At 67.1% G+C, this 23,188-nt stretch carries 24 protein-coding genes and 2 tRNA genes; 12 read left to right on the forward strand and 14 right to left on the reverse strand.

Annotation, left to right across the window (positions count from 1 at the left end):
• The first annotated feature begins 12 nt into the window (after nucleotides 1-12).
• Nucleotides 13-864: a neutral zinc metallopeptidase gene (locus tag LHU95_RS14415; RefSeq protein ID WP_248707651.1), complete on the forward strand. Its 852-nt coding sequence runs from the start codon at nucleotides 13-15 to the stop codon at nucleotides 862-864.
• A gap of 99 nt (nucleotides 865-963) precedes the next feature.
• Here LHU95_RS14415 and LHU95_RS14420 read toward each other — a convergent pair whose 3' ends face one another.
• Complete coding sequence (locus tag LHU95_RS14420; RefSeq protein WP_248707652.1) at nucleotides 964-1,839, reverse strand: DMT family transporter; 876 nt, start codon at nucleotides 1,837-1,839, stop codon at nucleotides 964-966.
• 74 nt (nucleotides 1,840-1,913) lie between these two features.
• Between LHU95_RS14420 and LHU95_RS14425 the strand changes: the two genes are divergently transcribed.
• From LHU95_RS14425 to obgE, 4 genes are all read left to right on the forward strand, one after another.
• Nucleotides 1,914-2,633, forward strand: coding sequence for a SprT family zinc-dependent metalloprotease (locus tag LHU95_RS14425; RefSeq protein ID WP_248707653.1), 720 nt, complete (start codon nucleotides 1,914-1,916; stop codon nucleotides 2,631-2,633).
• Nucleotides 2,634-2,965: 332 nt separating this feature from the next.
• The gene (gene rplU, locus LHU95_RS14430; protein ID WP_248707654.1) at nucleotides 2,966-3,280 is read left to right on the forward strand and encodes a 50S ribosomal protein L21; all 315 of its coding nucleotides are present in this window, start codon (nucleotides 2,966-2,968) and stop codon (nucleotides 3,278-3,280) included.
• Between the two features lie 15 nt (nucleotides 3,281-3,295).
• A complete protein-coding gene (gene rpmA / locus LHU95_RS14435; RefSeq protein WP_248707655.1) occupies nucleotides 3,296-3,565 on the forward strand; it encodes a 50S ribosomal protein L27 in 270 nt (89 codons plus the stop codon).
• 179 nt (nucleotides 3,566-3,744) lie between these two features.
• Nucleotides 3,745-4,737, forward strand: a complete 993-nt coding sequence (gene obgE, locus LHU95_RS14440) for a GTPase ObgE (protein ID WP_248707656.1) — start codon at nucleotides 3,745-3,747, stop codon at nucleotides 4,735-4,737.
• Between the two features lie 152 nt (nucleotides 4,738-4,889).
• Here obgE and LHU95_RS14445 read toward each other — a convergent pair whose 3' ends face one another.
• Nucleotides 4,890-5,642 carry a hypothetical protein gene (locus LHU95_RS14445; protein WP_248707657.1) on the reverse strand — a complete coding sequence of 251 codons (753 nt, stop codon included), beginning with the start codon at nucleotides 5,640-5,642 and terminating at the stop codon, nucleotides 4,890-4,892.
• Between the two features lie 102 nt (nucleotides 5,643-5,744).
• Here LHU95_RS14445 and LHU95_RS14450 point away from each other — a divergent pair, with 102 nt between their 5' ends.
• A complete protein-coding gene (locus LHU95_RS14450; protein WP_248707658.1) occupies nucleotides 5,745-6,704 on the forward strand; it encodes an N-carbamoyl-D-amino-acid hydrolase in 960 nt (319 codons plus the stop codon).
• A 121-nt stretch (nucleotides 6,705-6,825) separates the two neighbouring features.
• Here the strand turns inward: LHU95_RS14450 and LHU95_RS14455 are convergent, their stop codons facing one another.
• From LHU95_RS14455 to epmA, 3 genes are read right to left on the reverse strand one after another with little or no spacing between them, the layout of a single operon-like run.
• The gene (locus LHU95_RS14455) at nucleotides 6,826-7,779 is read right to left on the reverse strand and encodes a tripartite tricarboxylate transporter substrate binding protein (RefSeq protein ID WP_248707659.1); all 954 of its coding nucleotides are present in this window, start codon (nucleotides 7,777-7,779) and stop codon (nucleotides 6,826-6,828) included.
• On the reverse strand, nucleotides 7,776-8,777 hold the full coding sequence (locus tag LHU95_RS14460; protein WP_248707660.1) for a Gfo/Idh/MocA family oxidoreductase: 1,002 nt from the start codon (nucleotides 8,775-8,777) through the stop codon (nucleotides 7,776-7,778). The genes LHU95_RS14455 and LHU95_RS14460 overlap by 4 nt, the downstream gene beginning before the upstream one ends.
• A gap of 42 nt (nucleotides 8,778-8,819) precedes the next feature.
• Nucleotides 8,820-9,839, reverse strand: coding sequence for an EF-P lysine aminoacylase EpmA (epmA, locus tag LHU95_RS14465; RefSeq protein WP_248707661.1), 1,020 nt, complete (start codon nucleotides 9,837-9,839; stop codon nucleotides 8,820-8,822).
• Nucleotides 9,840-9,877: 38 nt separating this feature from the next.
• Here epmA and LHU95_RS14470 point away from each other — a divergent pair, with 38 nt between their 5' ends.
• Nucleotides 9,878-10,873: a lysine-2,3-aminomutase-like protein gene (locus tag LHU95_RS14470; protein ID WP_248707662.1), complete on the forward strand. Its 996-nt coding sequence runs from the start codon at nucleotides 9,878-9,880 to the stop codon at nucleotides 10,871-10,873.
• A gap of 15 nt (nucleotides 10,874-10,888) precedes the next feature.
• Nucleotides 10,889-10,964 (forward strand) — tRNA-Lys (locus LHU95_RS14475).
• A gap of 183 nt (nucleotides 10,965-11,147) precedes the next feature.
• On the opposite strand, the gene LHU95_RS14480 is transcribed toward LHU95_RS14475, so the two are convergent.
• The 5 genes from LHU95_RS14480 to LHU95_RS14500 form a co-directional block, all read right to left on the reverse strand.
• The gene (locus LHU95_RS14480) at nucleotides 11,148-11,519 is read right to left on the reverse strand and encodes a hypothetical protein (protein WP_248707663.1); all 372 of its coding nucleotides are present in this window, start codon (nucleotides 11,517-11,519) and stop codon (nucleotides 11,148-11,150) included.
• 68 nt (nucleotides 11,520-11,587) lie between these two features.
• A complete protein-coding gene (locus LHU95_RS14485) occupies nucleotides 11,588-14,161 on the reverse strand; it encodes a DUF6371 domain-containing protein (RefSeq protein ID WP_248707664.1) in 2,574 nt (857 codons plus the stop codon).
• Nucleotides 14,154-14,552 (reverse strand): hypothetical protein, encoded by a 399-nt coding sequence (locus LHU95_RS14490; RefSeq protein ID WP_248707665.1) that lies wholly within the window; start codon nucleotides 14,550-14,552, stop codon nucleotides 14,154-14,156. The genes LHU95_RS14485 and LHU95_RS14490 overlap by 8 nt, the downstream gene beginning before the upstream one ends.
• A 213-nt stretch (nucleotides 14,553-14,765) precedes the next feature.
• The gene (locus tag LHU95_RS14495; RefSeq protein ID WP_248707666.1) at nucleotides 14,766-14,987 is read right to left on the reverse strand and encodes a helix-turn-helix domain-containing protein; all 222 of its coding nucleotides are present in this window, start codon (nucleotides 14,985-14,987) and stop codon (nucleotides 14,766-14,768) included.
• Nucleotides 14,988-15,246: 259 nt separating this feature from the next.
• On the reverse strand, nucleotides 15,247-16,593 hold the full coding sequence (locus LHU95_RS14500) for a site-specific integrase (RefSeq protein WP_283094262.1): 1,347 nt from the start codon (nucleotides 16,591-16,593) through the stop codon (nucleotides 15,247-15,249).
• 147 nt (nucleotides 16,594-16,740) lie between these two features.
• Here LHU95_RS14500 and LHU95_RS14505 point away from each other — a divergent pair.
• Nucleotides 16,741-16,815 (forward strand) — tRNA-OTHER (locus LHU95_RS14505).
• Nucleotides 16,816-16,890: 75 nt separating this feature from the next.
• Entirely contained in the window at nucleotides 16,891-17,193 is a 303-nt protein-coding gene (locus tag LHU95_RS14510) for a hypothetical protein (protein WP_248707667.1), read from the forward strand.
• A 67-nt stretch (nucleotides 17,194-17,260) separates the two neighbouring features.
• On the opposite strand, the gene LHU95_RS14515 is transcribed toward LHU95_RS14510, so the two are convergent.
• The gene (locus LHU95_RS14515) at nucleotides 17,261-17,821 is read right to left on the reverse strand and encodes a cytochrome b/b6 domain-containing protein (protein ID WP_248707668.1); all 561 of its coding nucleotides are present in this window, start codon (nucleotides 17,819-17,821) and stop codon (nucleotides 17,261-17,263) included.
• A gap of 7 nt (nucleotides 17,822-17,828) precedes the next feature.
• Nucleotides 17,829-18,314 carry a DUF1269 domain-containing protein gene (locus LHU95_RS14520; protein WP_248707669.1) on the reverse strand — a complete coding sequence of 162 codons (486 nt, stop codon included), beginning with the start codon at nucleotides 18,312-18,314 and terminating at the stop codon, nucleotides 17,829-17,831.
• 170 nt (nucleotides 18,315-18,484) lie between these two features.
• Here LHU95_RS14520 and LHU95_RS14525 point away from each other — a divergent pair, with 170 nt between their 5' ends.
• On the forward strand, nucleotides 18,485-19,399 hold the full coding sequence (locus LHU95_RS14525; protein ID WP_248707670.1) for a L,D-transpeptidase family protein: 915 nt from the start codon (nucleotides 18,485-18,487) through the stop codon (nucleotides 19,397-19,399).
• A gap of 61 nt (nucleotides 19,400-19,460) precedes the next feature.
• Here LHU95_RS14525 and LHU95_RS14530 read toward each other — a convergent pair whose 3' ends face one another.
• Nucleotides 19,461-20,630, reverse strand: coding sequence for an ATP-grasp domain-containing protein (locus LHU95_RS14530; protein WP_248707671.1), 1,170 nt, complete (start codon nucleotides 20,628-20,630; stop codon nucleotides 19,461-19,463).
• On the reverse strand, nucleotides 20,609-21,976 hold the full coding sequence (locus LHU95_RS14535; protein WP_248707672.1) for a cytochrome P450: 1,368 nt from the start codon (nucleotides 21,974-21,976) through the stop codon (nucleotides 20,609-20,611). Before LHU95_RS14535 ends, LHU95_RS14530 begins: the two co-directional genes overlap by 22 nt.
• Nucleotides 21,977-22,076: 100 nt before the next feature.
• Here LHU95_RS14535 and LHU95_RS14540 point away from each other — a divergent pair, with 100 nt between their 5' ends.
• Nucleotides 22,077-22,820 carry a hypothetical protein gene (locus tag LHU95_RS14540; RefSeq protein ID WP_248707673.1) on the forward strand — a complete coding sequence of 248 codons (744 nt, stop codon included), beginning with the start codon at nucleotides 22,077-22,079 and terminating at the stop codon, nucleotides 22,818-22,820.
• Nucleotides 22,821-23,188: the final 368 nt, after the last annotated feature.

A 23,188-nucleotide genomic window follows, 5' to 3' on the forward strand; every position in this document is an offset into this window, starting at 1 on the left:
GACAGAGCGCCCATGAAACTGGACGATGAACGCGAGAGCCGGAACCTCGAAGACCGGCGTGGCCAAGGCGGCGGTGGCGGCGGCGGTGGTGGCATGGGCGGCGGCGCGCGGATCGGCGGGCTGGGCCTGGTTGCCGTGGTCGTGCTTTCGCTGATCTTCGGCGTGGACCCGGGCGTGGTGCTCTCCACCCTGGAGGGTGGCGGCGCGCCGGCGCCCCAATCCCAGACGGCACCCTCCCAGGCGGCCCGCACGCCCCCGGCCGAGGATGCGGCGGCACGCTTCGTCAGCCGAGTCCTCGCCAGCACCGAGGATGTCTGGACCGCCGAATTCGCCACCCAGCAGCGGCGCTACGAGGCGCCACGGCTGGTGCTGTTCTCCGGCAGCGCGGCCTCAGGCTGCGGCACGGCGCAATCGGCCATGGGGCCCTTCTACTGCCCCAATGACCGGCGGGTTTACCTTGACCTCGCCTTCTTCCGGGATCTGGCCCAGCGCATGGGGGCTCCGGGCGATTTCGCCCAGGCTTATGTCATCGCACATGAGGTTGGCCATCATGTGCAGAACCTGCTGGGATTGCTCGGCGGCGGCCGGGACAATGCGGCCTCGGTCCGGACGGAGCTTCAGGCGGATTGCCTGGCGGGCTTCTGGGCCCATCGCGCGGACCAGATGCGCCGCATCCTGGAAGCGGGTGACATCGAGGAAGGCCTGGCCGCCGCGGCGGCGGTGGGCGATGACCGCCTGCAGCAACAGGCGCGCGGCCATGTGGTGCCGGAAAGCTTCACCCATGGCAGCAGCGCCCAACGTATCCGGGCGCTGAAGACCGGGTTGGCGGGGACGAATTCGGGGGTGTGCCTGGGGCGGGGGTGAGGACGGGGCTCTGCCCCGGGCCCCGCCAGGAACCTCAGGTTCCTGGACCTCCGGCCGCCGCTGTCGCCGCTGGGCCGAAACTCCAGTAGAAACAGGTCACTATCGCTTTGCTGTTACCAGCCAGAGGCCGGCGAAGACCAGTGCTGCCGCCGGCAGCGCAAGCCAGCCCATGCGCTCGCCAAAGATCATGGCGCCCCAGAGAACTCCCGCGATGGGGACGATATAGCCGGTTTGGCTCGTGATTACGCTGCCGGTGGCGGCGATCAGCCGGAAATAGAGCAGGTAGGCAAAGGCCGTGATCCCGGCCTGGAAGGGAATCAGCATCTCGCCCGGCCAGCCCACCTGGCCGGGGATGTGGAACTCGCCCCGCAACAGGCTGAACAACGCCAGGAAAAACGCCCCGCCATACAGCGCGCCCGTCGCCAGCACCAAGGCATCGGTCCCGCGTGGGGCCAGGCGCACCGCGACGATGTTGGAGACGGCGAAACAGACGGGCGTCAGCGCCGCAAGCAAGGCCCAGCCGAGCAAGGCGGGGTCCGGCAGGGCCGCCCCCGGCGCCATGGCCAGGGCCACGCCGGCAAAGCCCAGCACCGTCCCCAGGACGCGCGGCGGCGTCAGGCGCTCCATCCCCAAGGCCGCCGCCCCCAGGACGGTCAAGATGGGCGAGAGCGGCACCAGCAGGGCGAAGAATCCGGCCGGGATATGCTGCAGCGCCGTGTAGCCGGCGAAATTCGCCAACGCGAAGCCGGACAGCCCCGCCGCGCTGTATTGAATGATGTGTGGCCGATCCAGGGGCACCCGAAGGCGCCTCGACGCACACAGCACCGAGAGGATCAGCGCCGAGCCGAAAGCCCCCCAGAAGCCAAAGCCCAGGGGCGGAATACCCGCCGCAAGCGCCAGCTTCACGACCGAGGGCGTCAAACCCCAGACCACACCCAGAATCAGCAGGCCCGGCAAATGGCGCTTGAAGTTCATGGCGACGCAAAGGCCGGGAACGACCCGGCCTGTCAACCGTTGAACCCGCGCCCCGGATGCCGACATGGTGACCCATGGATCTGCCCGATTCGGAAATCATCCCGCTGCAACGTGACCCGCTTCTGCCGGCCGAGCCCTGCCCGGTGCGGTGGCGGCGCAGCGCCCGCGCGCGGCGGGTTTCGCTGCGCATTGACGCGGCACGCGGCGATGTCGTGGTGACCCTGCCAAACCGTGTTGGCCGCAAGCACGGCGTGGCGCTGCTGACCGAGCACGCGAATTGGGTGATGCAAAAGCTCGCCGGACTCGCGCCGGAGCGGCCCTTTGCGCCGGGCGGCACTGTGCCCATCGGCGGGGTGGAACATGCCATCCGCCATGATCCTTCCCGCCGGGGCAGCGCCTTCCTGGAGGATGGCGCGCTGGTGGTCACCGGGGAGGCAGAGTTCATCGCCCGCCGCGTCCGGGATTTCCTGCGGGCCGAAGCGCTGCGACGAATCGCGGCGGCCGCGCGCCCGCATTGCGAAGGGCTGGGGGTCACGCCCCGCGCGATCCGCCTGAAGGACACGCGCAGCCGCTGGGGCAGCTGCGCGTCGGACCGCACACTGGCCTTTTCCTGGCGCCTCATCCTCGCCCCCGATTGGGTGCTGGACTACGTCGTCGCGCATGAGGTGGCGCATCTGCGCGAGATGAACCACTCCCCCCGATTCTGGGCCCTGGTGGAGCAGCGATCGCAGCACCGGCATGCGGCCACGGCATGGCTTCGGCGCAACGGCGCGGCGTTGCAGCGCATTGGCTGACCGCGCGCCGGGGGTGGCGAAGGCGGCTCGTCCCGCGCCGCTGGCGTTGCGCGCCGGATGTTGCGGCCAGATGCAGGAGAGGCCTTGCCCCGGTCAGGGCGCGCCACGGACGCCCCATCACCTCCCTTCAAGGTGTTTTTCCGGTGGAGGCACCGGAGTTTGGCGGGGCGATGCCTTGACGTCCCGCCCCCGACTCCCCTAAACGCTCCCCTCCCGGGCGGCGCATGCGTGTCGCCCGTGGTCGTTCGTGGGGGTCTTCCTCCGCCTGTGGCCATAACCTCTCAGTATTACGGGCAGCGCCGCCCTGCGCGGCCGCCCGAAGGGCGCGTGTGATGAGCTTCGCAGTGATCCGCACTGGCGGAAAACAATATCGGGTGACGCCGAATGCCGTCGTCATCATTGAGCGCCTCGAGGCAGAGCCGGGCGCGACGGTCACCTTCCATGAGGTGCTGGCCGTGAGCAATGAAGCCGGCCTTCAGCTCGGCGCGCCGACCGTCCCCGGTGCTTCGGTGACGGCCACGGTGCTCGACCAGAATCGCGGCGACAAGGTGCTGATCCTCAAGAAGCGCCGCCGCAAGAACAGCCGCCGCAAGCGCGGCCATCGCCAGGAACAGACGGTCCTGCGCATCGCCACCATCGCAGCCTGATAAGGAGCAGCACTCATGGCACACAAGAAAGCAGGCGGCTCCTCGCGCAATGGGCGTGACAGCCCCGGTCAGCGGCTGGGCGTCAAGAAGTTCGGCGGCGAGCATGTGCTGGCCGGCAACATCCTGATCAAGCAGCGCGGCACCAAGATGAAGCCGGGCCGCAATGTCGGCCTCGGCCGGGACCACACGATCTTCGCGCTGGTCGAAGGCCATGTGAAGTTCGAGCGCAAGGCCGAAGACCGCGTGCATGTCTCGGTCGAGCCGATCAAGCTCGCCGCGGAGTAATCCACGCCGTATATTGGCGTGATCAGCGGGGGCCCTCGTGGCCCCCGTTTTCGTTTTTGACGACCCCGCCCCAACCCCCGCCCACCCCCATGACAAGGGGGGGTATAGGGGGGGCCCTGCCCCCCCTTGCCGCCATGCGAGTAGGGTTGGTGTGGCGGCTACTCGCATGGCGGCACAAAATGAAATTCCTCGACGAAGCCAAGGTGTTCATCAAATCGGGCGATGGCGGTGACGGCGTCATCGCCTTCCGGCGCGAGCGTTTCATCGAGTTCGGCGGCCCGGATGGCGGCAATGGCGGCCGCGGCGGCAATGTCTACGCCGAGGCAGTGGACGGCCTGAACACCCTGATCGACTACCGCTACGCGCAGCATTTCAAGGCGCGCAAGGGTGGCAATGGCGCCGGCAGTGACCGCACGGGTGCGGGCGCCGATGATGTGATCATGAAGGTGCCCGTCGGCACGCAGATCCTCGATGAGGACCGCGAAACCCTGATCGCCGACCTCGATGTCCCGGGCAAGCGCGCCTTGCTCGCCAAGGGCGGCGATGGCGGCTTTGGCAATGCGAATTACAAGAGCAGCACCAACCGCGCGCCCCGCCGGGCCGATCCGGGCTGGCCTGGCGAGGAGAAATGGGTCTGGCTGCGGCTCAAGCTCATCGCCGATGCCGGGCTGGTCGGGCTGCCCAATGCCGGCAAGTCCACCTTCCTGGCCGCCGCCAGTGCCGCGCGCCCCAAGATCGCCGACTATCCCTTTACCACGCTGCATCCGCAGCTCGGTGTCGTACGGCTGAACGCGACGGAAGAATTCGTCCTGGCCGACATCCCCGGCCTGATCGAGGGCGCCAGCGAGGGTGCCGGGCTCGGCACGCGCTTCCTCGGCCATGTCGAGCGTTGCCGTGTGCTGCTGCACCTGATTGATGGCAGCCAGGCGGACCCCGCCGCCGCCTATCGGCTGATCCGCAATGAGCTGGCGGAGTATGGCGGTGGGCTCGCGGAAAAGCCCGAGATTGTCGTGCTGAACAAGCTGGATGCGATGACGCCCCAGGGACGCGTCTCACGCCTCAAGGCGCTGGAACGTGCCACCGGCTCAACCGTGATGCTGGCGGCAGGCGCCACCGGTGAGGGCGTGCCCGCGGTGCTTCGCGCGGTGATGGACGTGGTCAAGGCGAAGTGATGCGCGGCTGCGAGAGGGCGCTGCCCTCTCGCGCTCTCCCGCCAGGAAACCAGTTTCCTGGACCTTCGTTTTTTGCGGGAAGACCCTCGCATGAGGGTGCAGGAAACTGAGTTTCCTGCCGGGGAGCCCGAGGGGTTGCCCCCTCGGCCCCATCACCGCCGCTCCTGCCAGGGCTCCCGCCGCGCCCCGCGCTCAAACGCCACGATGCTGTCGAAGAAGGAAATGGCGCGCGTCGTGCGGGTGAATTCCGGAACGGCGGCCTCCTCCCCCGTGCGCTCGCTCGGGTGGGTGTGATAGCGGCGGAAATTGGCGTGGATGCCGCTCCAGGCATGCAGATCCTTCACCCGTTCGGCCGCGTAGTCCAGGAAGGTCATGCCCGGCCGGTCATCCCAGACGCCACCCCAGAGTGCCGTGTGCGTATCCTCGACCATGTAGACGCCATCCGGCGTCATGGCCGGGTAGAAGATCTCGAAGCTGGTGATCTGCTGGTTGCTGGAATGGCCGCCATCATCCACGACGATATCGGGTGTGCCGATCTCGGCCAGGACGCGGCGCAGGAATTCCGGGTCGGATTGATCGCCGATGAAGACCTTGGTGCCGGGAGGTGCCAGCTCGGCCGATTTCGGGTTGATGTCCATGCCGAAGATGCGCGCGCCCGGCCCCAGCCATTCGCGCCAGATTTCCAGCGAGCCACATTCATCCACGCCGATTTCCAGCAGCGTGGGCGATTGCCCCCGATACCGCGCCAGAAAGCCATCATAGATGTCGAAGTAGTGGTGCCACTTCGCCGTCTTGTGCGCCCGCGCGCCTCGCTCCAGGAAAAGCTGATACAGCTCGCCCCGGGGGTCGGATTGCAGGAGGGCGTCGGGGGTGGCCGGCTTGCGCCGGCGGAAGGGCCAAAACATGGATGGAAGCTAGCGGGCCAGGCATCGGGCGGCAATGCGCAGGCGGGCTTGCGGACAGCGCCTTCCACCGCAATCCTGCCGCAGCATTTCCAGGAGCCCGCCATGCCCCGCCGCGTCACCCTCGCCGCCGCCCAATTGGGTCCCATCCAGAAGGCCGAGGGCCGTGACGTGGCCGTGGGCCGCATGCTGCGCCTGATGGAGCACGCCCATCGCCGCGGCGTGGAAGTCATGGTCTTTCCCGAACTCGCGCTGACCACCTTCTTCCCGCGCTGGTATGAGGAGGACATCAGCAAGGCGGACCATTGGTATGAGCACGCCATGCCCTCCAACGAGACGGCGCCGCTGTTCGAGGCGGCGAAGAAATACGGCATCGGCTTTCACCTGGGCTATGCCGAGAAGACGCCCGATGGCCACCGCTACAACACAGCCATCTATGTGCACCCTTCGGGCCAGGTGGTGCTGAAATACCGCAAGGTGCATCTGCCCGGGCACAAGGAATTCGACCCGATCCGCAAGGTGCAGCACCTGGAAAAGCGCTATTTCGAGGTGGGCGATCTCGGCTTCCCCGTGATCCGCGCGCCGGTGGGGGAACAGCAGGCCAATATCGGCATGATGATCTGCAATGACCGGCGATGGCCCGAGGCGTGGCGCGTGATGGGCCTGCAGCAGGTCGAGATCGTCATGCTCGGCTACAACACGCCCAGCCTGAACATGGATAACCGCGGCTTCGAGGCGCATCATCTGCGCGTCGAACACTCGCATCTCTCGATCCGCGCGGGCTGCTACCAGAATGCCTGCTTCGGCGTCGCAACCGCAAAGGGCGGCACCGAGGATGGGCATGAGCTGTTCGGCCATTCCATCATCGTGAATCCGCAGGGCGAGATCATGGCCCAGGCGACCAGCTGGGGTGACGAACTCATCACCGCCGATTGCGACCTGGATGACTGCAAGCTCGGCCGCAGCACCATCTTCAACTTTGCGGCGCATCGCCGGCCCGAGGCCTATGGCCGCATCCTGGAGCAGGTGGGCTCGGTCGAGCCGCCGGTCTGGACGCCGGGCTGATGCCCAAGCTGCGCCGTGATCGCGTGGACCTCTGATGGGGGGGCAAAGACGGATCAAAGAAAAAAGGGCCTCCAGGGGTCTGGGGCCAGTGGCCCCAGCCGCCGGAGGCCCTTCTTTCTTCCTACTCCGGCTGCACGCCCGCCCCGCGCAGAATGGCGGCATTCGTCTCGATCTCCGCCAGCAGGAAATCCCGGAACGCCGTGCGGGTCATGGGCAGCGTCACAGCCCCCAGCCGCTCATGCGCCGCGATCATCTCCGGCTCAGCCAGGATGGCGTTCACCTCGCGGTTCAGTCGATCCAGCACGGGCTCCGGCGTGCCGGCGGGCGCCATCAGCCCGTTCCAGAGTGCCGCCTGGAAGCCAGGCCAGGTCTCGGCCAGCGTCGGCAATTCCGGCAGCATGGCGGCACGCTGCAGGCCGGTGGTCGCGATGCCGCGAATCTGCCCAGCCCGGATCAGCGGCGTCAGGGTGAATGTCGCGTCGAACAACAGCTGGATCTGGCCCGCGATCAATGCGGTGCGCCCTTCGGCATAGTTGCGATAGGGCACATGCTGCATCTCGATGCCCGCGTAGCTGCGCAGCCGCTCCATCGTCAGATGCAGCGCGGCACCCGTGCCGGAGGAGGCGTAATTCAGGACGCCAGGATTGGCCTTGGCATAGGCCACAAGGTCAGCGACGGAGCGCACCGGCAGGGCGTTGGTCACGGCCAGCGCGAAGGGGAAGCTGTCCATCATCGCGACGGGGGCCATGTCCGTCATGAGGCGAAAGGGGCGGCGCAATTGCTGCGTCTCATTGATCGCCTGGTTGGTGGTGGCGACAACAAGGGTGTGCCCATCCGGCGCGCTTTTCGCCACCGCATCCACGCCGATACTGCCGGCCAGGCCAGGCCGGTTTTCTGCCACCACCGGCTGGCCCAACGCGCGGGACAAGCGCTCGGCCATCAGGCGCGCCACCGTGTCGGTCGAACCACCCGGCGAATAGGGGATGATCAGCCGCAGCGGCCGGCGCGGCCATGGCTCCTGTGCCAAAGCTGGCGTGGCGAGCACAAGGCCCAAAGCGGTGCGGCGGGCGATCATACAATGTCCTCCAGGGTGATGCTGCGCGCTTCGGCCAGCGCCTGCTCCACCCGTAGCGCGAGGCGTACCAGGCGCAGCCCATCCGGCCCCGTGCCCATGCGGGTGCCACCATCAGCCAGGTCCACGGCGAAGCCGTCCAGCTCGTCGCGATAGAGGTCGCAGGCGGGGACGCGTTCTTCCGTCACGCCTTCGGCGGTGGTGAGGGTCATGGTGAATTCCGGGACCCAGCGCAGCGGGCCGGTGCGCAGCATGCCCTGGGTGCCGATCACCACGAGGTCGCTGCCGGCATAGGGCGCCTCGCGCGAGGCGCGCAGGCTCACCTGCACGTCATTCACGGTGCGCAGCAGCAGCGTGATGGTATCCGCCCCCTGCGCGCCGCCCGGCGGCGGATAGACGAGGCCACTGACCGAGGCCAGGCCGCCGCCCGCCAGCTTGGGCACGAGATCCAGCAGATGCAGCCCCACATCATAGAGAATGCCGCCGCCCTGCGCCGGATCCTCGCGCCAGGGCGCGCGTTCGGAGAGTGGCGCCGCGCGCTCGATGGAGATGGCGCGGATGCTGCCGATCCGCCCCTCGGCCAGCACGGCAGCCACGCGGTCTAGGAATTTTTCGAAGCGCAGATGCAAGCCCAGGCGCAGCATCACGCCGGCCTTTTCACAAGCGGCGATCATGGTCAGCGCATCGGCCTCGGTCATCGCCAGCGGCTTTTCGCACAGCACCTGCTTGCCCGCGGCGGCGGCCGCGAGAACAACAGGCAGGTGCTTGTCATTCGGCGTCATGACGAAGACGGCATCCACCTCCGGGTCGGTCACCAGCGTCTCGTAGCTCTCATGGAAGTTCGGGATGCCGTGCTTTTTGCAGAAGGCGCGGCCCTTGGCCGGGTCCCGCGTGGCGCCGGCCGAGATCACCGCATGCCGTGCGCGGCGTGAGGCCGCCATCACATTGCCGGCGAGGGAACCGAGGCCGACCAAGCCCCAACGCAGCGTCCTGACCGTCATGCTTCGCCCTTTCCTGAATCCGCGCTCAGGATAGGCGCAGCCTCAGCCGTAGGGAAAGCCGCCGAGCCAGAGCACATCCTCGATGCGGCGCGCGCCGCTGGCCAGCATGGCCAGCCGGTCAAAGCCCAGCGCGATGCCGCTGCCGGATGGCATGCCGTGGCAAAGGGCCGCCAGGAAATCCGCATCCACCGGCCAGGAATCGGCGGCGCCATAAAGCCGCTCGCGCTCGGCCACGTCATGCGCGAAGCGCGTGGCCTGTTCCGCCGCGTCGGTGAGCTCGTCGAACGCATTGGCGAGTTCGATGCCGCCGGCGAACAGCTCGAAGCGCAGCGCCACGCGCGGATCATTCGGGTCCCGCCGCGCGAGCGCCGCCTGGGGGGCGGGCCAATGGGTCAGGAAGGTCGCGCGCCCGCGGCCCAGATGGGGCTCCACATGGTCGAGCAGGATGCGGAAGAACGCCTCCTCCCAGCTTTCATCGGTGCCTGCGCCAAGGGCGGCACCATCGCCCGTGCCATCGGGGCGGATGCTGGCCAGCAGGTCGAGCCCCGCATGGCGCGCGAAGGCCTCGGCGCAGGTGATCCGCTCAAAGGGGAGCGAGAGGTCCGTCGTTACCCCCTCATGCGCGACCAAGGGCGGGCAAAGGGTACGGATCAGGGCCTCGGTCTCCGCCATCAGCCCGTCCAGCGTCAGGCCGGGGCGGTACCATTCCAGCATGGTGAATTCGGGCGCGTGTCGGGAGCCGATCTCGCCATTCCGCCAGACGCGCGCCAGCTCGAAGACCGGCCCGGCGCCACCGACCAGAAGCCGCTTCAACGCGAGCTCGGGCGAGGTGCGCAGCCAGAGGGCGCGGTGCGCCCCCTGCCCCAGATGCGGCTCATACGCGCTTTGAAAGGCGCGCAGATGCACCTCCATGCCGGGGGCCGGCACAAGGCATGGCGTCTCCACCTCGCGGTAGCCCTGCGCCGTGAGCCAGGCACGGGTGGCGACGGTCAGGCGGGCGCGCGCCTCCAGGAAGGGCAGGCGCGCGGCCAGGCTTTCGGGGTGCCAGGATGGATGGGGCATTGCGCGGGAGGCCTTACCAGGGCAGAGCCTGCCCCGCCATGACCCGCACGCTGCGCACCCCCCAGGAGCTTGTTGACGCCGGGCTGATCGCAGCCGCGGCGGCTCCCGCGCTGGAAGCCGTCGCCGCGCGCTATGCCATCGCGGTCACGCCCGCCATGGCCGCGCTGATCCGCGAGGCCGGCGCCCCCATCGCCCGGCAATATCTGCCGGAGCCCGAGGAGCTTCTCACCGCGCCGCATGAGCTGGACGACCCCACGGCCGATGCGCCCTTCACCCCCATCAAGGGTGTGGTGCATCGCTATCCGGACCGCGCGCTGCTGAAGCCCTTGCTGGCCTGCCCGGTCTATTGCCGCTTCTGCTTCCGGCGCGAGGCTGTCGGCCCCGATGGCGGCCTGCTGAGCGAGGCGGAGCTGGAGGCGGCGCTGGACTGGTTCGCCGCCACGCCTGCGGTGCGCGAGGTGATCCTTACCGGGGGGGACCCGCTGATGCTCTCGCCCCGCCGGCTTGGGCATGTTCTGGAACGGTTGGCGGCGATTCCGCATATCGAGACCCTGCGCATCCACAGCCGCGTGCCGGTGGCGGAGCCCGGCCGGATCACGCCCGCCATGCTGGCGGCACTGACGCTGGAGCGGCCGCTTTTCCTCTGCGTCCATGCCAATCACGCGGCCGAGTTCACGCCGGCCGCGGCACTGGCCCTGCGCGGGCTGCACGGGGCCGGCCTGGTGCTGCTTGGCCAATCTGTGCTGCTGCGCGGCGTGAATGACAGCGCCGATGCGCTGGAAGCGCTGTTCCGCGCCATGCTGCGCGCCAGGGTAAAGCCCTATTACCTGCATCAGCTCGACCCAGCCCCTGGCACGGTCCGATTCCATGTGCCGGAGGCAGAGGGCCTCGCGCTCATGGCCAGCCTGCGCGGCCGGATGACGGGCCTGGCCTGGCCGCTCTATGTTCAGGAACAGCCGCAAGGGGGCGGAAAAATTCCCCTCGGCATGGCCGGTATGCGTGGCAGGGCTGGACAACCGCGCCAGGAGCTTTAGTTAGCGGGTCCAGGCGGGCGCTTAGCTCAGTTGGTAGAGCAGCTGACTCTTAATCAGCGGGTCCACGGTTCGAGCCCGTGAGCGCCCACCATTCTTTTCAATGGTTTAACCGCCCATGTGGTCCACTTACTTCGCGGACCTATTTTTTGCGGACCCCCTGCGGACCCCGCGCGCGTGGTTTTACGCATAAAATAACGGCAGATATTTAAGCCGCCATCCACTTGCCCCTTCGCGCGCGCCCCCGCGCGCGGTTGATGGAGAGCCTCGGCGCGGTCTATCCCAAACCCTCAGGCAGCAACCCCACCTCCCGCAACCGCCGCACCAGGTCAGGCGCGAAGCCCCGATAAAGCCCATTCTCGCGCCACATGTCCAAGCCGCCATTGCTGCAAACGCGCCCCGTGCCGCCCGTATTCACGATCCCCGAAATCTCGGCCGCGTCCTTCGTCAACCAATAATCCACCCCCTCAGGCCAGCCCGGCGCAACATCCTGTTCACTTGCCCGGCGGGCCAGCAATGCGCCCACCGCCTCCCGGTGCTGGCGCAACAGCGCGACGATTTCCGCAGGCGGTGCCGACGCCGCCCGCATGATCGGCCGTCCCGCTTCAAGCTGAACAACCACCCCATGACGTGCCGCCACCTCCAGCACGTCATCGGCTGAAAAATCTCCACCGCCGCGCGCGACTTCAACGCCACCCGGCATAGGGACCATAGGGGTCATAGGGGTTCAGCCCACCCGGACCCCAGGTTGTCGGCGGCTTTCGGTGGCAGAGACCCGCCCCCTATGCCCTCCCTATGCTCAGACGCGCCGGAATGAGCATAGGGGTCCGCATCAGCCGCAGGATTGGCGGTTTTCGGCGGATCAGCCTGAACCGCCCCCCTATGCTCCCTATGACCCCTATGCTCTTCGCCATGGCTGGCCCCGGATGGCGCATCTATTTCCGTGCGGCTCAGCTTGTAGAGGTCCGCACTCCATCTGCCGGCCGTATTGACCCGCTCCAGCGCAAACCCTGCCGCACGAGTCCCTGCCAATTTCGCAATCGAGGCTGCCAAAGCCTGCCGCCCACGGTTCAACGGGTCCGCCCATTCCTTCACGTCATCAGCCAAGCCCTTCACCGCCATGGGCGTGTCGTGGTGATGCTGCCACCACGCGCGGAACAATTCGGCCAGCCGCATGCGTTGCGGATCACGCGCTTTGACTTCCGCGATTCGCTCGGCCGGGTCCGCGCAGCCGAGTGTCAGCAGCGGATCACGGCACCACGCCATCCATTGCCGGAACGACATGGGGCGGCCCTTTTTCAGCGCAGTCGGGTTCAGCCGCCCCCAGCGCCAAATGGTCAGCACGTCGCGCAGCAATTCCCCGCGATGCGCCATCGCATCGTCCACAATGTCATTCTGGAAACTGCGCGCCTCCGGGTCTTCCGTGCCAGCATCCAATTCCACCACGAGGAAGCGCCGGGCCAGGTCTTCACTCAGGGTCAGGCCATTCCCGGTGCAGGCGATAAACGCGGTGGCGTTCAACAGAACCGTTTTGCTGGAGCCCAATGGCCGCACGCTCGCCGGCCGTTCCGTAATCGCGCTGGCCAGCGTGTCAGACTTCAACGCGGTGCCGTTGACGTTATCGAGGAACAGCACCGGCCCCGCCTCCATCAACGCCGCCGTGATGCGCTTCTCGCGCTCCTCAGGCGTGCCGCCGCCTGTCATGGCGCTTGGCGCCATCCCGAAAGCGATAGCCGCCGTGGTGCGGACCAACAGGCCCTTGCCGGTGCCGGCGCCGGATATGGCTGGCGCGCGATACAGAACAGCCGGCGCGGTATCCAGGGACGGGCGGCAAACCGCGGTCATCACGCCAATGAGCGCGGCGCTTTCGTCGTGGCCCGGTGGCATGGTGAGGTCCACCGTATCCACCGCCTCGCCGGGCAACCTGACCTTGATGGCATCCCCGAAAGCGAAGGTCCGCAGGAAGGTCCGCAGGCGCAACAGCGCCGCCGCCGCATCCTCCCGGCTTGGCATGTCGGGCAGGCCTTCAACCACTGGCATGCGCTCGCACCACATGCGCGTGGTGGGGTCATATCCATCCGCCACGCGAAGCGAGCCGTCATCACTCAGCAGCGGCGCCGATGCGATGCCATCCAGCGGGTTCAGCCCCCAGGAACCGCGCGCGGCCAGGTAGAGCTTCGCCACACGTTCGGGCAGCGTGGCAGCCTCCGGAATGAGCATGTCCCGGTCTCGCCGATACCTCCAGGGACGGCATACACGATGCGCCTGATTGACCACGCCATCAATGCCCAAGGGCTCGGCCATCATGCCCTTGCGCTGCGCGTCAAAGGCCAGCCGCACCGGACCACCACGCTCAAACAGGTCGGGCAAACGCTGGAGATATTGCGCGAGTTCGGCCGCCGTATCCGGGAGGTCCGCCGCAGAGATGAACAGGTCTTCGCGGCCTTTGGGGTCCGGGTCCAAGCCGCTCGCCGTGGCGCCGTCAATTTCCTCGCCGGCCTCCATCGCCTGCCGCCGATCAATGTCGGCACGCTTGACCGCCACCGCCTGCTTGATGGCCATGGCGCCCACCTTGAAGCGGCGCTTCACCGCATCAAACTCGCGCTGATAATCGAGGCTATGCCGTTCCATCCCGGCCAGGTTCAGCAGGGCCGCGTCATAGGCTTGGCGTTCCTGTTCCGGGTCAGGTTCAGCCGTGGTGGCGTGCGCCGCGTTGAGCATGGCGCGCAACGTCTCCAGCGTGACGCCATCGGGCAGCGGGTCAGCAAGGTCCCATTTATTTGGCCAATGATCCGGCACCACCACCACCGCCACGGATGCGGCGATGCCCAGCAAGGCCTTCCGGACGGCGCTGGCGGCTTTCTGACCCGCGTCGTCATGGTCGGGCCACATGGCCACCACACGGCCCTGTAGCACGCTCCAGCAGGCCTTGCCGGTGGCATTGCTGCCACCCTGCCAGGTCATCGCCACATGATCCGGAAACAGCGCCGCAGCTGCATCCGCCGTCTTCTCGCCTTCCACGATCAAAACAGGCGAATCGGGCAGCACGGCGAGCCGGTCCAGCCCATAAAGCGGGCGCGGGTCCGGTGGCGCCCTCCAGGCCCAGCCGGATGAGGTGGCGCAGTAAGGCATCACCTCCTTACCGCCATCGGGCTTATTGAACCGGCAGGCCACAAACAGCAGCGCCCCATCGGCCGCGCGATAATTCCAGACTGCCGCAGGAACGCCGTGGCGCGCGTGCTGGATTGTCTCAGGCAGCGCCAGCGGCGCCGGGAGGATCACGTCAACCATGCGCGCGCCCCCCCATGCCGATGCGTGCCGCCAATTCGCGCGCGGCGCTGCCCTGCCGAATGTCACGGATTGCAGCGAGCAACGAAATGGCATCACCGCCCTTCTGACCCGTGGCGAAGTCGCACCACCGGCCCGTGGTCAGGTTCACCTTGCAAGAGGCTCCAGCCTCGCCGCTCAGGCTCCCGCAGGTCCATTCGTGACCTTCACGCCGGCCACCAGGCAGCCAATCAGGCAGCAGGCTCGGCAGATGCGGAATTGCCGCCCGCGCGATGCTGGAGAAATCCAGCTTGGCGCCGTGACGTGGTGCCGGAACAGGCACCGCCCGGCCACGCGGAACAGGCAAATGATGGCGCCCATCGGGAGCGCCGGATTTTACGAAATGATGAGCCATGGTCAATTGATCCTTGGCCCGGAATGCCCTTTTCGCGGTGGCGGCAGATGCAGGCATGCGCTATGAAAGCGTTGTCGAAGTCGCCTGAATCCGAATACCCGCCCGGCCGCCGAGAGGTGCGCCGGGCTTTTCGCTAAAGGGTCAGCAGGCCGGCCAGCGCCAGCACCGCAAGGAACAGGATGGACGGGCCGAATGCGGCGAGGAAGACGCGCATCACAGGCCCCCCTTTGCTCGCCGCGCCATTTCGGCCGCGCGATGGTCGAAGGTCCGGCTGGCCAGCCAGGCTTCCATGCACCCCGCCGTATAGGCCACCCGGCGCTTGCCGATCCGCACAAATGGCGGCCCGTCGCCAGCGACCCGCATGCGCTCCAGGGAGCGCACGGAAACGCCAAGCAGGCGCGCGGCTTCTGCCGGCGCCAACAATTGCTGAATCATTTTTAAATGCCTCATGGGCTGCGGACGCGGTTCTGCCCCGGACGGGGCTGCGTCCAGGGAGAACCGGCATCCGGCCGGCACGGGGTCTAGAAACGCAAAAAGCCCCGCGTGAGCGAGGCTTGGCGTAAGTTAAACTATCGTCGGGAGGGACTAGCTAAGGCGCCAAACTCTGGACGCGCAAAAGCACCTCGGGAATCTTGTTGCCAAAAGCCGCCCGTATTCGTCAAGCGCATTCATTGACACCCCACAACCGACATGGTCACGCGGCCCCCTTCCGCGCCCGCGCTTCGCTCAGGCTGGCCACCTTCGCATCCTTCGCCTTGCCCTCGCCGCAGATCACGACATGCGCGCCCCAGGCCTCCAGCGCGGCCTTCCGCTCGGCCAGAAATTCCTGTTTCTGATAGACCGCCGCCACGCCGCTAATCGTGCCCTGCACATGGTTCAAAATCTTGTCCGCGACATGCGGCGGAAACCCCGCGCCAGCCATCCATGTCACCGCCGTGCGACGGAAATCATGCAAGCGCCAGCCTTCGCCTTCCGGCTGATCCCCGCATGCACCGGCCTTGATGCGCGCATCCATGATGGCCGCATCTAGCGCCCGCTTGGCCCGGCTGAACCCGCTCGGCGCCGTCTTGCCGGTGGTGGTGAAAATCAGGTCTTGCCCTTCAATCCGCACCACGCTGGCCAGCACCGCACGCGCAGCCTCAGACAAATGGATGATATGGGCGCGGCCATTTTTCGCCCGACGATTCGGCAGGTTCCATGATGCGCCATCGGCGGCCAATTCGCTCCAGCGCATGGCTGCAACTTCCTCCCGGCGCTGCGCGGTCAGCAGCCCCAGGCGGATGATTGGCCCGAAAGGCTGGCCCAAGCCCTCGGCCGCGCGCCAGACTTCGCCGACTTCCGCATCGGTCAGAACCCGGTCACGTGCCGGATTGCCGCCCTCAATGGCGGGCAGACCCGCAAAGGGGTTCAGCGCCAGCCGGCGCCGCTTCACCGCCCACCCATAGCAAGCGCGGCCATAAGCCATGGTGCGGCCCGCCATCGCGGCCTTGCCATCCCCGGCCAAAGCGTCCAGCGCGGCAATCACCGCCTCATGGTCCAAACGGCGCGCGGGGCTTTTCAGATGCGCGGCGAAGGTGACCCGCAACGCCCGCTCGGCCTCGGCCGCATAGCGCGGGCGCCGGCTGGCCAGATGCAGCTTGGCCCAATCCTCAATCAGCTTTTCGAGAGTGAATTGAGCCTCAATCTTTGCGCGCGCCGCATCCTGCCGCTTCTGGTCATCCTCGGCCTTGCGCGCCTCCCGCTCGGCCTTGGGGTCAAAACCTGCGGCGAGCCGGCCCAGGCGAATTTTCGCCGCCTCTCGCGCCTGCTTAATGGTCAAGGCACCCCAAACGCCGAGAGGCTCACGCACGCGCCTGCCGGTGGCGGTATCGGTCCATTGCACGAGGAAGATGCGGTTGAATTGCTCGGCGCCATCCTGCCGCGCGGATATGCGGGTCACGCGGACCCCCAGCCCTTTGCATTCAGTGTCGAAAGCCAAGCGGTCCTTCGCACCATCCATGGGCTTGAAGGCTTCAATAAATCCATCGGTGAATTTCGGCATTTTCTCGGACCCGCTCACCCGACTTTTGCGGACCCCCTGCGGACCCGGCAGAACGTGCGGACCCGGGTCCGCAAGTCGGTTTGTGGCGGTATCTTATTTTGCGGACCACGCCGAAAGCAAGGATTTAATTGGCTTCTGGCGGTCTATGGGCGTCTTGTGTCGGGACGTAATTTCTTACTCTTAATCAGCGGGTCGTAGGTTCGAGCCCTACAGCGCCCACCATTCCCGCAAATCCGCCGCATTGTGGCGCCTGCTTCCGCCCTATAGCCTGCGGCTGCTTGATGGAGAGGCGCGCCCATGGACCAAGCACCCCTGGCGATTGCGGCGTTCGAGGTGGCCTGGGACCAGGAGCCGGTTCGCTCCGCCTATTTCAGGCTGCCCGCCGATCAGGCCCAGCGCGACAAGCTGCTGGGCGATTACAGATGGACCCTGGGCAAGCCTACGGGCCTTCCCCTGCGTTGGACCGCCACCCGAATCCGCAGGTTCTCCCCCCAGGACGTCCAGAATGGCGACCACGTGCCCGATATCCGCTTCCGCGATGAGGAGACGCCGCCGCTGCCCGAGGGCTCCATCGTGGTCATCCATCTGCTGCCGGGCTGACGGATTTCGGACCACACAGGCACCACTGGCGAGGCTCGGCCGCGGGCGCGGCGATCCTCGCACCGCTTCATTTTCCCGGCAGCATCCGTCGCAGCAGGCCATCGCGCAGCAGCAGCACATGCCGCAGCACCACCGCCAGATGCGCCGCCAGCGCCACGCCCAGCAGGATCGCCGTGCCGACATGCACGCGACGCGCCGCCTCGCCCAGCGCTTCCCATTGGCCGATCGGGTTGGGCAGCGGCCAAAGCCCGGCGAATTGCACGCCATAGCCCGCCGCCATCGTAAAGACGAAGCCACTGACCGGCATCAGGAACATCGCCACATAAAGCGCCTGCTCCGCCCGGTGCACCACGCGCTTGTCGAGGCTGGTCAGGGTGGGCGCCCAATCGGGCAAGGCCCCTGCCCGCCTGGCCCAAAGCCGCCCCAGCGCCACCAGCAACGCCACGAGGCCGAGGGTCTTGTGCCAATTATACCAATCGCTGCCGCCCAGCCCGATCACGCGGCCATGCTCATCGAGCCGCAGCATGATCAATGCCGAGAGAAGCTGAAACGCAAAGAGAAACACCGTCAGCCAATGGAAGGCCTTGGTCAGCCCCCCATAGCCCGACGGTGAATTCAGCCAAGCCAATCGAGGTTCACGCGGCCTTCAGGGCCGCGTCAATCTTCGCTTCCTGCTCGGCGCTCAGGCTCGTCTGCAGGACCTTGCCGCCGAAATGCGCCATCTCGGGCAGCACCTTGTCCGCCGTCACCTTGCGCACCAGCACGCACAGCGCGGCAGCGCCGGGGGCGAGGGCAGCGGCCGTGTCCTTCATGAACTGGTCGTTGATGCCCAGATCGGTGAACTTGCCGCTCAGCGCGCCGGCGCCAGCACCCATGGCGGCACCCAGCAGCGGGTTGAGGAACAGCATGCCGATCAGCGCGCCCCACATGCCGCCGGAGGCCGCGCCAACGGCCGTCAGGTTGACCGGCTGGTGCAGCTTCACGCCGCCATCCGCCTCACGCTCCGCCACCACGGCATCGCCCAGTTCGATCAGATAGCGGCCCTGGAGTTCCACGAGCTTGGCGCGCGCCGCCTGGGCCGTGGCCACCGAGTCATACGCAATGATAACGAGATCAGCCATGTGACATATCCTTGTTGGTTATGGATGCAACCTACCACAGCAGCCTGAGTTCGGCACGGGGCAAGCCTATACGCCGCGTTCCGGGAGCCAACTCCTTTGCTCGATTTCTCTTGCCGATACAGCGTCGTTTCGCCCTATCATGGCGAATTCTCCATCGAGCGGCCATCTCCATGAATCCATTACTCTCCCGTCGTCTGCTGCTCGGCTCGGCGCTCTTGCCGCTGGCCGCGGCCCCGCATGCCATGGCCCAACCCGCTTCGGCCCAACCCGCATCAGCCCAACCCGCATCAGCGCAGCCCGTGCCCGAGGCGCTGCGCCGCGCGCGCGAGGCGGAAGCCGGCATGAACCCGCGCGCCAGCCTCGCCCTGGACCGCACGATGGAACGGCTGGCGGAGATGGGGGTGGATTGGACCGCACCGCGCCTCATCCTGGTCAATATCGCCGCGGCCGAGATGATCGCCTTCGAGGCAGGGCGCGAAATCATGCGCTCCCGCGTGGTGGTCGGCACGCCACGCAACCGCACGCCGCAGCTCCTCACCTTCGCGACCTCGGTGCGTTGCAACCCGCCCTGGCATGTGCCGCCCAGCATCCTGGCCGAGATCCGCGCCAGCGGGGCGGGGGGCTTCCAGGCCGTGGGCGGGCGCCTGATCCAGCCGCCGGGGCCGAATAATCCGCTCGGCCCGCTACGCCTCGGCCTGCTGGATTCCGATGGCATCTTCCTGCACGGCACCAACCGCCCGGCCCTCTTTGCGCGCGAGGCGCGGACGCTGTCGCATGGATGCGTGCGGGTCGAGGCCATCCGGGACCTTTGCGCCTGGGTGCTGGACATGCCCGCTGGCGATCTCCAGGCGCAGGTGGCGACGGGACGCACGATCGAACTTCACCCCTTGCAGGAAGTGCAGGTGGTGCTGGCCTATCTGACCGCCTGGCCGGATGCGAGCGGCCGGGTCGTCGCCTATCCCGACCCCTATGGCCATGATGCCCGCCGCGCCAGCTTCCGCCGCGTGCCCCGCAGCGCACCGGATGACCCGCTGGAGGTCGAGGCCGCCGCGCGGGCGACGATGCTGGCGACGGGCCGCATCTGAGGGGCATGGGCGGACGCTAGCCCCGGGGCGAAGCCCGTCCGTCCGGCGCCGCAGCGCGCTGCTATGCGGCAGTGCCCCCCTCCGCAGTCCCCTCCCCTTCATACCAGCCGACATCCAGCGTCGCGACCTCGCCAAAGGTCGTGCCCGCCTGCATCGCGCGGCGGATGATCTCCCAGGAGGTCCAGGTCATCGTCAGGAAGGGGCGCTTGTCCTGGCGGTTCCAGGTGACGTCCGGTGTGGTCAGCAGGGCATGCAGGTTGCGCGGAAACCGGCGCGGCGTGAGCACGGATTTCTGCGTCTCTGTCAGGCAGGAATAGAATTGCTGGAGCCGGAGCGCCTGCCGGAACCGGGGCGGCCGCGCCTCCAGGATGGCGGGGGCGAGATCGGCGGTTTCGAAGAAATGCAGGCCGCTGGTGGTGCGCGGATTGCACTCGATACCATGCGGCACGCCTTGCGCATCCAGGACGAAGTCAAAGGAGATGAAGCCGGTCCAGTTCACATGCCGCACAAAGCGCGCAATCCAGGCTTCAAACAGCACCGGCTCCACCACACGCTCGAACGCAATGGCGACCGAGCCCGAGAACAACGCCCCACGATAGATCACGGTCGAGAGCACCTGCCCCGCCTGCGCGATCGAGCAGGAGGAATGCACCTCGCCAGGGATGAAGCGTTGCACCACGCTGCCCGCTTCCGACGGCAAGGGCGCCCCCTGCGCCAGGATGCGAACGCCCCGCCCCGAACAGGAATGCACCGGCTTCACCACCACGGGGCCAAGCCTTGCCAAGGCCTCGCCCGCCGGGCTGCCCAGTGCATGGGTCTCGGGCACGCTGACGCCGGCGGACTGCGCCAGATGGATGAAGCCATGCTTGTCATAGGCGGGCAGCAAGGCTTCGGGCGGCATGGTGAAGATGCGGACACTTGCGGGCACCAACTCACGCAGGAAGGTCACATGCATCGTCTCCTCCGAGACGGGGATGACCCAATCCACCTTCTCGGCCGCGATGATGGCGGCCAGTTCCGCCAGGTAGCGCCGCTTGCTGACCGCGGGCGCCGTCACCTGGTAGCTCCTGGCCACCATGTTCGACGCACCCGCGAGGTGCTGCCGGAAGGGCTCGGCGATGATGACGCGCCAGCCCTGCATGGCAAAGCTGCGCGCAATATCGAGCGCCTTGGGCAAGCGCCCCAGCGTCAGCATCACCGTGCCTGGCATCACGCCCGCGCGACGCGACACATGATCTGCCGCGTGGGCCGCGTGGTCAGGCGCGCTGCCGGGCGCACCGCCTCTGGCGCTTCCAGATGGAAATCATAGCGACGGATCAGCCGCGCCACGATCAGCGCCGCCTCGGTCTGAGCAAAGGCCGCACCCACACAGACGCGCGGGCCGATGCCGAAGGGCAGATAGGCGCCAGGCGTCAGCTCCTCCTTGCGGTCGGGCAGAAAGCGGTCCGGGTCGAAGCCATGCGGATTGCGCCAATAAAGCTCATGCCGGTGGAGGATCCAGGGCGCCACCATGATCATCGCACCGCGCTTCACCCGCCTTTCCCCCAGCATCGTATCCTCCAGCGCCACGCGCGGCAGGAAGGTGATGGGCGGGTAGAGGCGCAGCGTCTCGCGGAAAACATTCATGATATAGGGCATGCGGCGGGTGTGCTCGAATTCCACCTCGCCCTCACCCACCACCTCGGCCACCTCCGCGCGGATGCGACGCACCACCTCGGGCTGGGTGGCGATCAGGAAGAACACCCAGGTGAGCGCGCTGGCCGACGTCTCGTGCCCGGCCAGGAACAGCACGCCGAGCTGGTCCAGCAATTCCTTGCGCGTGAAGGCCTTCTGGTCGCCAGCGTCGCGTGCCGCGATCACGGCGGTGGCGATATCGTCGAAGCTGTGCCCCTCGGCCAGGTGGCTATCCACGAGATCGCCCAGATGGCCGCGGATTTTCGCGCAGGCCGCCAGGACCTCGGGCTTCTGCACCACCGGCTTGAAGGCAGGGTCCATGATGAGGCGGCGGTATTCCACCTGCGCCACGCTGCGCTCGAAGACGGTGAAGGCCTCGAACACGTCATGCGCGGTTTGCGTGGCGAGCGAGGTGGAGAACACCGTGCGGCAGATCACATCCGCCGTCAGATGGCTCATCAGCAGATCGAGCGAGAAGCGGCCGGTTTCTGCGTCCAGCTTGGCCTCGCAATCATCCACGGCGGCGACCATGGGCGTGAAGGCCCGGTTGACGCGCATCATGGAAAAGGCCGGGTCAATCATGGCGCGCTGCCGGCGCCATTCGGGGCCGCTTGAGACAAAGATGGAATTGCCCACCAGCGGCTCCAGCGCATCCACCATCAGGTCGTTCTTCGGGAAGATATCCTTGGCGTCATACAGGATGCCGCGCACCAGATCGGGCGCATTCACGATGAGAATGGAGCGCCGCGAATAGCCGAGCGGGCCGATCGCCATGCGATAGGCCTCGGCCGGCAGCAGGCTCAGCAGATCGCCGTCGCCCCGCGCGGCGGCGCGAATCAGGGCCAGGACGGGCGAGAGCGGACGGGGCCGAGGCGGCTCATAGAGTATTGATTCCGAAACCATTCCCACCCGTCCTCGCCCCGCGCGACCCAACGGACGTTCCTGCTTTACAAGCCCGCATGTCAAGCCGCATTGTCACTGCAAGAGGTGAGGTCGTCCCCCCATGGAACTGCATGTCTTTCACGCACTGGTCGCGCTGCACATCATCACCGGCAGCACGGGCGCCGTCGCTTTCTGGGTGCCGGTCATCGGCCGCAAGGGCGGCGTGAATCACAAGCGCTGGGGCAAGATCTTCACCATCTGCATGCTGTTCACCGGCAGCTTCGCCATCTGCATGAGCGTGCTGACCATCCTCGACCCGATGGGCACGCATCCGCATCTGGTAGGCATGTTCGAGGCCCCCTTCATCCGCGGGATTTTCGGCTGGCTGATGCTGCATATGGGCATCCTGACCATCAACCTCGCCTGGTATGGCTGGCTCTGCGTGCAAAACCGGCGCGAGCATGCGCGCAACCTCACGCCGTTGAACGTGGCGTTGCAATTCATCCTGATCGTGGCAGCGGTGAATTCGGCGATCCAGGGCTGGCTGATCGGGCAGTTCCTGATGATCGGGCTGACGGTGGTGGGCCTGGCCACGGCGGGCACGAATCTGCGCTTTCTGTTCAAGCCCAAGCGCGGTCCGAAAGATTGGCTGGATGAGCACATCAAGGCGCTGGTTGGTGCCGGAATCTCGGTCTACACGGCCTTTTTCGCCTTTGGCTCCGTCCGCGTCTTCCCGGAGCTGGCGCTGCATCCGGGCCTGTGGTCCATCCCCCTCGTCACCGGGATTTCGCTGATCGTGTATCATCAGCGCAAAGTGGCGATGCAGTTCCGCGCGCGGCGCGGTGTGGCAAGCTTCGCGGGTTAGAGGGGCGAGGCGCGCGCTTCAGCCGGACGCGGCCTAAACCACCCCTTCCCTGGTTTCATGCGCTCCGTCAGCGTCTGCGCCGAGCGTGAAATCGCCGCGCGTGGCGGTCAGCTTCCTTTTTGGGAGCCGTCGCCGTCGCCGGAACGCGGTTCAGTCGCCAGCATGCTTCCCCCTCGCCTGGGGCATTCGCGCAGCGCACCTCCCTCATCCCATGACCCTCGTCCCGGCCAGGCGCCTCCCGGATAAAAATCTGGGAGTAGGCGCTTCCGTCATGCATGTATCTGTGCTCTGCTATTCATGTTTGGTTAACCATGCTCGACCTCGCCCTGGGCGTTCGTCGTGAAACGCATGGGCCAGGGACTCGCGCA

The organism is Sediminicoccus sp. KRV36, assembly GCF_023243115.1.
GTDB lineage: Bacteria > Pseudomonadota > Alphaproteobacteria > Acetobacterales > Acetobacteraceae > Roseococcus.

Bases quoted from the DNA above. Each gene is read 5' to 3' on its own strand.
- LHU95_RS14415 (WP_248707651.1), top strand. From the start codon at position 13: ATGAAACTGGACGATGAACGCGAGAGCCGGAACCTCGAAGACCGGCGT.
- LHU95_RS14420 (WP_248707652.1), bottom strand. From the start codon at position 1,839: ATGAACTTCAAGCGCCATTTGCCGGGCCTGCTGATTCTGGGTGTGGTC.
- LHU95_RS14425 (WP_248707653.1), top strand. From the start codon at position 1,914: ATGGATCTGCCCGATTCGGAAATCATCCCGCTGCAACGTGACCCGCTT.
- rplU (WP_248707654.1), top strand. From the start codon at position 2,966: ATGAGCTTCGCAGTGATCCGCACTGGCGGAAAACAATATCGGGTGACG.
- rpmA (WP_248707655.1), top strand. From the start codon at position 3,296: ATGGCACACAAGAAAGCAGGCGGCTCCTCGCGCAATGGGCGTGACAGC.
- obgE (WP_248707656.1), top strand. From the start codon at position 3,745: ATGAAATTCCTCGACGAAGCCAAGGTGTTCATCAAATCGGGCGATGGC.
- LHU95_RS14445 (WP_248707657.1), bottom strand. From the start codon at position 5,642: ATGTTTTGGCCCTTCCGCCGGCGCAAGCCGGCCACCCCCGACGCCCTC.
- LHU95_RS14450 (WP_248707658.1), top strand. From the start codon at position 5,745: ATGCCCCGCCGCGTCACCCTCGCCGCCGCCCAATTGGGTCCCATCCAG.
- LHU95_RS14455 (WP_248707659.1), bottom strand. From the start codon at position 7,779: ATGATCGCCCGCCGCACCGCTTTGGGCCTTGTGCTCGCCACGCCAGCT.
- LHU95_RS14460 (WP_248707660.1), bottom strand. From the start codon at position 8,777: ATGACGGTCAGGACGCTGCGTTGGGGCTTGGTCGGCCTCGGTTCCCTC.
- epmA (WP_248707661.1), bottom strand. From the start codon at position 9,839: ATGCCCCATCCATCCTGGCACCCCGAAAGCCTGGCCGCGCGCCTGCCC.
- LHU95_RS14470 (WP_248707662.1), top strand. From the start codon at position 9,878: ATGACCCGCACGCTGCGCACCCCCCAGGAGCTTGTTGACGCCGGGCTG.
- LHU95_RS14485 (WP_248707664.1), bottom strand. From the start codon at position 14,161: ATGGTTGACGTGATCCTCCCGGCGCCGCTGGCGCTGCCTGAGACAATC.
- LHU95_RS14490 (WP_248707665.1), bottom strand. From the start codon at position 14,552: ATGGCTCATCATTTCGTAAAATCCGGCGCTCCCGATGGGCGCCATCAT.
- LHU95_RS14495 (WP_248707666.1), bottom strand. From the start codon at position 14,987: ATGATTCAGCAATTGTTGGCGCCGGCAGAAGCCGCGCGCCTGCTTGGC.
- LHU95_RS14500 (WP_283094262.1), bottom strand. From the start codon at position 16,593: ATGCCGAAATTCACCGATGGATTTATTGAAGCCTTCAAGCCCATGGAT.
- LHU95_RS14510 (WP_248707667.1), top strand. From the start codon at position 16,891: ATGGACCAAGCACCCCTGGCGATTGCGGCGTTCGAGGTGGCCTGGGAC.
- LHU95_RS14520 (WP_248707669.1), bottom strand. From the start codon at position 18,314: ATGGCTGATCTCGTTATCATTGCGTATGACTCGGTGGCCACGGCCCAG.
- LHU95_RS14525 (WP_248707670.1), top strand. From the start codon at position 18,485: ATGAATCCATTACTCTCCCGTCGTCTGCTGCTCGGCTCGGCGCTCTTG.
- LHU95_RS14535 (WP_248707672.1), bottom strand. From the start codon at position 21,976: ATGGTTTCGGAATCAATACTCTATGAGCCGCCTCGGCCCCGTCCGCTC.
- LHU95_RS14540 (WP_248707673.1), top strand. From the start codon at position 22,077: ATGGAACTGCATGTCTTTCACGCACTGGTCGCGCTGCACATCATCACC.